Origin of the sequence: Arthrobacter sp. M4 (genome assembly GCF_020251205.1) — a bacterium.
In the GTDB taxonomy this organism is placed as follows: Bacteria; Actinomycetota; Actinomycetes; order Actinomycetales; family Micrococcaceae; genus Arthrobacter.
This window is the reverse complement of record NZ_JAIWYX010000060.1, coordinates 1-507: the sequence shown is the minus strand read 5'-3', so window position 1 is coordinate 507 and position 507 is coordinate 1. Positions and strand designations below refer to the sequence as shown.

The window sequence follows — 507 nt, the reverse complement described above, 5'->3', positions numbered from 1 at the left end:
GGGGGTGTCAGATTGATTGTGTAGAAGCCTTTGATCGGTGATTGATCGGAGAATCATTGTGACCATGACAGATTCTGGCGAGTCCCTGGCGGGTGAGCTTGCCCGGAAGGCAGCGGCGGCGGGCAGCATGGATGCTTTGAAAGCGTCTGGTGCGTTTGACGAACTCATGGCCCAGATCGACTCGGGCGAGCTGGAGCTCGACGGCAAGGATGGGTTTATCCAGCAGCTGATCAAGGCCTCACTGGAACGGGGTCTGCAGGCCGAGCTCACCGGACACCTGGGCTATGAGAAGGGCGATCCGATCGGTCGATTCCTGCCGAATTCCCGCAACGGGTCCTATCCAAAAACGCTAGGCACGAGCGCCGGCGACGTTGGCCTGGCTATTCCGCGTGATCGTGAGGGATCCTTCATTCCCCGGTTGGTGCCCAAAGGAGCGCGGCGGACCACCGGCCTGGATGACATGATCATCAGCCTCTACGCCGGCGGGATGACAATCCGTGACATCGC

Annotated in this window: 1 protein-coding gene; it reads left to right on the top strand. The window is 60.2% G+C overall.

Translation table 11 applies throughout. The annotated features are described in order from the left end of the window. Window positions 1-127: 127 nt before the first annotated feature. The coding region (locus LD110_RS23390; protein WP_225502335.1) for a transposase at window positions 128-507 on the top strand (380 nt) is incomplete at its 3' end.